Genomic DNA, 6,667 nt, shown 5'->3' with positions numbered 1-6,667 from the left:
CCTGGCGCAACACCCAAATCTGGAATGATTGTCACACCCGCTTTTTGCGCTTCCTCTTTCATAGCTAACACTTTATCTTTTTTAATGATACGGCGACCACCGAGATCGACAGAAGATACGCCGACTTTAATCGCTGTTTTAGCAACTTTTTCATTAAAGGAATAAAAAAGTGCATTAATAATAACATCAAAATTTCGCATGAAGTCTGCAAGCTCCACATCATTTGAAGCATCGACTTGGTAGGCTGTCAATTTTGGTGAATTTAATTGTTCACAAACATGCTTCGCTTGTTCAAATGCTAAATCCGCCAAACCGACCTCTGTCACTTGATCACTATTCACTAAATCTCTCGCCGCTTCTTTCCCCATTAATCCAGATCCTAACACTCCTATTTTCATACCGTGTCCTCCCCGTGTAAACAGATTCAACCGGCAAGCTGATCCACCCAATCAACTTGCCGATTGTTTAAATACGATGCAATTCGTTATCAATTTTTAGTTATCAATTTGTGCACGTTGTAGCTTTCCACTGTAATCGACATAAACCGCTTTCCACTCCGTAAACACATCCAACGCTGCTTGACCGGAATCACGGTGGCCATTTCCTGTGCCTTTCGTTCCACCGAACGGTAAGTGAATTTCAGCGCCAGTCGTACCTGCGTTTACGTAAACTATTCCTGTATCCAAATCGCGTTGAGCTTTAAACACTTGATTCGCATCCTGTGTGAAAATAGAGCTGGACAGTCCGAACTCCACACTGTTGTTCACTTCAACGGCTTCTTCATAACTTTTCACTGGGATGATTGACAATACAGGTCCAAAAATTTCTTCTTGGGCAATGCGAGCATTCGGTTTTACGTCCGTAAATAATGTCGGCTCAAAGTAATAACCGGATTCATATTTCCCTTCCGTCAATTCACTTCCGCCAGTAAGTAGCTTGCCTTCTTCTTTTCCGATTTCAATATACTTTTTGATTTTGTCGATGCCGCCTTGATTGATAATCGGTCCAACTTTAATGCCATCATTCAAACCATCACCGATTTTCAAGTTTTTCATCTCTTCTAATACACGTTCTTCGAGTTCTTCTTTTACCTTTTCATGGACGATGACTCGGCTTGTGGCGGTACAACGTTGACCACTCGTGCCAAATGCCCCCCATACGATTCCTTGTGCTGCTAATTCTAAGTCCGCATCATCCATGACGATGACTGCGTTTTTACCGCCCATTTCAAGCGATACTTTTTTCAACTGACGGCCACATTCTGAAGCGATATTTCGTCCGACTTCATTGGACCCCGTAAATGAAATGACCCGTAGATCATCGTGATGGACCATCGCATCGCCCACTTTGCCTCCTGAACCGAAAACAACATTGACGACGCCTTTTGGCAATCCAGCTTCTTCAAAAATTTTCGCCATTTCATATGCCATTAATGGCGTCTCTGTTGCTGGTTTCCAGACGACTGTATTTCCTGAAACGATTGCTGGGAACGATTTCCATGTTGCAATGGCAATTGGGAAGTTCCAAGGCGTAATAATTCCAACAACGCCTACCGGTGCACGAACACTCATTGCGAATTTATTTTTCAACTCCGCTGGAACCGTGTGACCGAATAGACGGCGCCCTTCACCAGCCATATAGAAGGCCATGTCGATTCCTTCTTGAACCTCTCCACGTGCTTCTTCTAACACCTTTCCGTTTTCTTGTGTCAAAATTTGTGAAAGATGTTCTTTACGTTCTTTCATTATTTGACCGATATCGTATAAAATTTCTGCACGCATCGGCGCTGGTTCTAGTGACCATTCTTTTTGTGCTTTTTTCGCTGCTGCCACAGCTTCGTTCACATCGTCGGTACCGGATAGTGGAACGTCGACTAACTTTTTACCGTTAGCTGGATTGACAACATCGGTATACTGATCCGACTTTGGCTCAACCCATTCGCCTCCGATGAAATTTTTCAGTTGGCTAACATCTACTTTGCCAACCGACTTTTCTCCGATATCACTTTTTTGATCTACTTTGCTTGTCATACTTATCCCCTCCAATAAAATTTATGATTGATTACGCAAATCATTAATCGTTTTCTTGATTGAAATTTGTTCAGGATCAGTCAGAATTTCGATGACCGTTGGTGTCGCCGCATTCATCGCTTCCGACAAAGCATTCTGAAATTCTTCTGCTCGTTCAACTAAAATACCTTTCGCACCGAGTCCTTCTGCAATTTGAACGAAATTGACGCTTCCTAAATCTGTACCAATCACTTTTTCTGGATAGTGCATTTCTTGATGCATGCGGATTGTACCGTACATGTGATTGTTGAATACAAGGTGAATTGTCGCTAAGTTATTTCTGGCCGCTGTTTCAATTTCCTGCAACGTCATCATGAATCCACCATCACCTGACAAAGAAATGACATGTCGCTCCGGATGCGCAAACTTCGCGCCGATTGCTGCTGGAACACCATAGCCCATCGCTCCAGAAGTTGGTCCGACATAAGTATTACGCTCATTAAACGGAAAGTACGTATGGAGCCAACCCGCAAAGTTTCCTGCATCATTCGTGTAAATCGTGTCGCTCGGCAATTGTTTCGCCAATTGATCGATAACGAAACTGTTGATCGGCGAATGTTCATCCAATTGAAGTATGGATGCTTTTTCATACGCTTCACGTCGTTCACTCGCCCACTGTTTCCATGCCGGTTGAATGGTTAGCTGATAACATGCTTCCAGTGCTTCCTTCGCATCTGCTTGAATCCCTAACTGTGGTGCATACACTTTACCCAACACTTCATCTGATATGTCGATATGAACTAATTTATGACTCGAAGAAAGAATCGAGTAATCTTGTGTTGTCACTTCAGATAAGCGTGTACCAACAGCTAGAACGGTGTCAGCATTTTTTACGGTATCTACGATGTTCGGATTTGTTCCTAATCCTAAATGACCGCAAAATAACGGATGATTATGCGGGAAAACATCATGTCTTCTAAAAGCAGTTATGACCGGCAAGTGAAATTTTTCTGCGAAGGCGACGAGTGCTTCCTCAGCTTGCGAACTTTTTACGCCACCGCCTGCAATGACAACTGGTTGTTTGCTTTCAGCTAAGAGATTTTCTAGCTGGTTCACTTCAGATTGCGATGTTGTCGGTCGCGGTTTCACGAATTGTGGACCAGGTTCTACATCACAAACTTCCTTCAACACATCTTCCGGTAACGAAATGACGACTGGACCAGGACGTCCCGATTGTGCGACGCGAAATGCCCGCTGCATAATCTCAATAGCTCGGTCGCCGTCTTGTAATTCATATGTCCATTTGGAGATCGGTTTAAAAAATTGATCCAAATCAACTTCTTGAAAGCCTTCGCGCCCACGGAATTTACTATGAACCTGACCAAGCAGTACGATCATTGGTGTAGAATCTTGATAGGCTGTATGGACACCGATTGTCAAATTGGCACCACCGACACCCCGGGTTGCCATGACAATACCAACTTTTCCACTCGCCTTTGCGTATCCTTCTGCCATAAATGCGGCTCCACCTTCATGTCGGTTGGACACAAGCTCAATCGTTGAAGAATCATAAATGGCATCCATAACTGGTAAATAGCTCTCACCAGGAACGCAAAATACTTTTTCGACAGCTTCATGCTCCATCACAGAAACAATTCCTTGCGCTCCATTCATTTGTGATTGTTTTTTCAAGGATTGTACTGAACTCATCATTCTTTAGCCCCTTCCTCGCTAAACTGCTTCATGCGATTGACCGCTTCCTGTAATCGACCAGTTGGAACCGATAACGATACGCGAAAATAACCTTCTCCTCCCGATCCGAAAGCTGAACCTGGAGTAACAATCACCCCCGCTTTCATGAGTAACTCATCCGCAAATTCGGCTGATGTATAACCATCTGGCACAGGTGCCCAAATGAAGAACGTTGCTTTCGGCCGATCGACCTGAATACCGAGCGCTTGCAGTCCTTCCAGCATGTCGTCCATTCGTTTTTCATAAATTTCGTTATTTGCGTTTACCGACTGCAAATCGCTAAGTAAAGCCGCGGTTCCTGCTTTTTGAATCGGTATGAATTGTGACGTGTCTGTATTGTTTTTTACCGTAGACAACGCTCGAATCATTTCCGGATTTCCAACGACATAACCAATTCGCCAGCCTGTCATGTTAAAGCTTTTTGAAAGCGAACCGAATTCAACGCCTACTTCTTTTGCCCCGGTAACTTGCATTAAGCTCGGCGCTTTGTAATCTCCAAAAGTCACGAGGCTATAGGCTGCATCTTGTGCCAGCATTGTTTGATGTTGCTTCGCTTTTGTAACCGCTTCCAAAAATGTATCAATCGTAACCGTCCCTGCCGTTGGATTACTCGGGTAATTCAGCAACATTAATTTTGCTGCGTCCCATTCCTCGCTAGTTATTTGTGAAAAGTCTGGACGAAATCCATCTTCTGCATTTAGCTGATAGTGATGTGCTTTTGCACCAGCTAAATGGATCGCTGCCTGATAAACTGGATATCCTGGGTTTGGTACAAGTACTCTTTCATCAGGATTTACAACAGCTGTGATCAAATTAGCAATGCCTTCCTTTGAACCGATTAACGCAAGGATTTCTGTTTCCGGATCGAGGTCGACATTATATTGTTTTTTGTAAAAGTAAGCTACGGCTTCTCTGTATTCCGGAATTCCAAAGTAGTTAGAATACCGATGATTTTCAGGTTTTCTTACTTCCTCTACTAACCGGTCAATGACGAAGCCCGGCGCTGGCAAATCAGGTGCACCGATCCCTAAATCAATGACATCTACTCCTTGAGCTTCGAGGTTTCTTTTTTTGCGTTGAAACTCAGAGAATACATACGGAGGCAATGTGTTGACACGTTCCGAAGTATACTCCAATCATGTTCCACTCCCTTCTATCTATTTCATTAAATGAAATGATGTTTCATCAGATGACTTTACCACTCATTATATAAAAGACCGATTTTTATTTCAATACTTAAAATAAAATTAATTTTTAGATAATTTGTCGTTTGTTGTCGAGTGATAAACGGGTTCTAAATTAACAGGATAAATTGCGTATGTAATAGCGAGATCTAGAGAGTTACTGGGGTCGATTCAATGGGTTACTGCGAGTATTCGATGGCTATAGAGAAGAATTCGATGGCTATAGAGAAGAATTCGACGGCTGCACGTAGTTTTTCAGCGGCTTAAACATGTAATTCGACGGCTTGCTGCGATTATTCGACGGCTGCCGCAAGATATGAACTATTTAACTGAAAAACAAAAAAACTGCTCATCAGGATTTCTCCCATGAACAGTTATTGATAAAAAGAGGGTCTATGATTCAGCGGTAATGAATTGACTCAGCTTTTCGATTGCTTCATCTTCATCTGGTCCGTCTGCTTGGATACCTACAACTTCATTCATACCAATGGCCAAGCTCATTACACCCATTATGCTTTTAGCGTTGACCTGCTTTCCGCCTTTCTCCAAAAATATTTCCGACGAAAAACGGTTGGCTTCTTGAACGAATTTCGCTGCAGGTCTCGCTTGTAGTCCTGGATCGATTTTTACGGTAAGTTCTCTTTCAACCACTTTCATTACTCCCCTCTTCAAAAATCAGCTTATTAATTCAATATTATAGCATGTTCTATCACTTATTTAAAAAGAACAATACAATTTATTTATCAATTTTGTAACAGTTCGCCTTTTCGAAGCTTCTCTGCAAATTCATCAATTCGTTTCAGTCGATGGTTGATACCGGACTTGCTGATCTTTCCGGTTGTCGATAATTCGCCAAGCTCCTTCAAGGAAACGTCTTGATGTTCCAATCTCAACCTAGCGACCTCTTGAAGCTTGTCAGGCAAAGATTCTAAGCCGACCGTATCATCAATGTATTTAATGTTTTCAACTTGACGAAAAGCTGCGCCGATTGTTTTATTTAAATTCGCTGTATCACAATTGACCAGTCGATTGACGGAGTTACGCATATCACGCATGATTCGAACATCTTCAAACTTCAATAAAGCTCGATTCGCTCCGATAATGATCAAAAAGTCTGTAATTTTCTCCGCTTCTTTTAAATACGTAATATAACCGTTTTTTCGTTCATGTGTTTTAGCAGATAAATCAAATTGATTCATCAATTCACAAAGGGCATCATTATGGTCTTCGTAAAATGAAAAGATTTCCATATGATAGGATGATGTTTCCGGGTTGTTCACAGAGCCACCTGCCATGAATGCTCCACGGAGATAGGCTCGTTTGCAGCAATCTTTCTCCATAATTTCCTGGGAAATATGTCGAACGAAAGTCAACGGTTCTTGCAAAATATTCATATCGGTCAATAGATGCTTAGCCCCTTCGGACATTCGAACGATGTAGACATTGTTTTTACGCAAACGCATTTTTTTCCGAACGAGCAATTCAACCGGAAGACCGTATAAGTTTTTAATTAATGTATAGATTCGGCGAGCGATCGCTGCATTTTCCGTTTGGATATCCAACGTATATTTTCGATTAGAAAATGAAAGCGTTCCATTCATCCGAATCAAGGCAGAGAGCTCAGCCTTTTGACAGCACTCATCTGATTCAATCGTTGTTAGTTCTTTTTTCGTTTCCGATGCAAAAGACATCGCGCATTCTCCTCTATATTATCCTCATCAA

General features: G+C 42.3%; 6 protein-coding genes. All 6 read right to left on the bottom strand.

Going from position 1 to position 6,667, the window contains the following annotated elements; all coding sequences use genetic code 11:
- Window positions 1-398 (bottom strand): saccharopine dehydrogenase NADP-binding domain-containing protein (locus KC820_RS01040; protein WP_212367294.1); only part of this gene is annotated, 398 nt, incomplete at its 3' end.
- Window positions 399-494: 96 nt separating this feature from the next.
- Window positions 495-2,030: an aldehyde dehydrogenase family protein gene (locus tag KC820_RS01035; protein ID WP_212367293.1), complete on the bottom strand. Its 1,536-nt coding sequence runs from the start codon at window positions 2,028-2,030 to the stop codon at window positions 495-497.
- A gap of 21 nt (window positions 2,031-2,051) precedes the next feature.
- On the bottom strand, window positions 2,052-3,722 hold the full coding sequence (locus tag KC820_RS01030) for a thiamine pyrophosphate-dependent enzyme (RefSeq protein ID WP_377862768.1): 1,671 nt from the start codon (window positions 3,720-3,722) through the stop codon (window positions 2,052-2,054).
- Entirely contained in the window at window positions 3,719-4,897 is a 1,179-nt protein-coding gene (locus KC820_RS01025; RefSeq protein WP_212367289.1) for an aminotransferase class I/II-fold pyridoxal phosphate-dependent enzyme, read from the bottom strand. The genes KC820_RS01030 and KC820_RS01025 overlap by 4 nt, the downstream gene beginning before the upstream one ends.
- Before the next feature lie 441 nt (window positions 4,898-5,338).
- Entirely contained in the window at window positions 5,339-5,596 is a 258-nt protein-coding gene (locus tag KC820_RS01020; RefSeq protein ID WP_144088010.1) for an HPr family phosphocarrier protein, read from the bottom strand.
- Window positions 5,597-5,688: 92 nt separating this feature from the next.
- Complete coding sequence (gene whiA / locus KC820_RS01015; RefSeq protein ID WP_212367287.1) at window positions 5,689-6,636, bottom strand: DNA-binding protein WhiA; 948 nt, start codon at window positions 6,634-6,636, stop codon at window positions 5,689-5,691.
- Window positions 6,637-6,667 lie beyond the last annotated feature (31 nt).

Source organism: Allobacillus saliphilus, assembly GCF_018138385.1.
Taxonomy (GTDB): Bacteria; Bacillota; Bacilli; order Bacillales; family Alkalibacillaceae; genus Allobacillus; species Allobacillus saliphilus.
Note: the sequence above shows the minus strand (reverse complement) of the source record. Positions and strands in the feature narration are given on the sequence as shown.

Excerpts from the sequence above, each read along its gene's own strand:
- KC820_RS01035 (WP_212367293.1), bottom strand. The coding sequence starts at position 2,030 with ATGACAAGCAAAGTAGATCAAAAAAGTGATATCGGAGAAAAGTCGGTT.
- KC820_RS01030 (WP_377862768.1), bottom strand. The coding sequence starts at position 3,722 with ATGATGAGTTCAGTACAATCCTTGAAAAAACAATCACAAATGAATGGA.
- whiA (WP_212367287.1), bottom strand. The coding sequence starts at position 6,636 with ATGTCTTTTGCATCGGAAACGAAAAAAGAACTAACAACGATTGAATCA.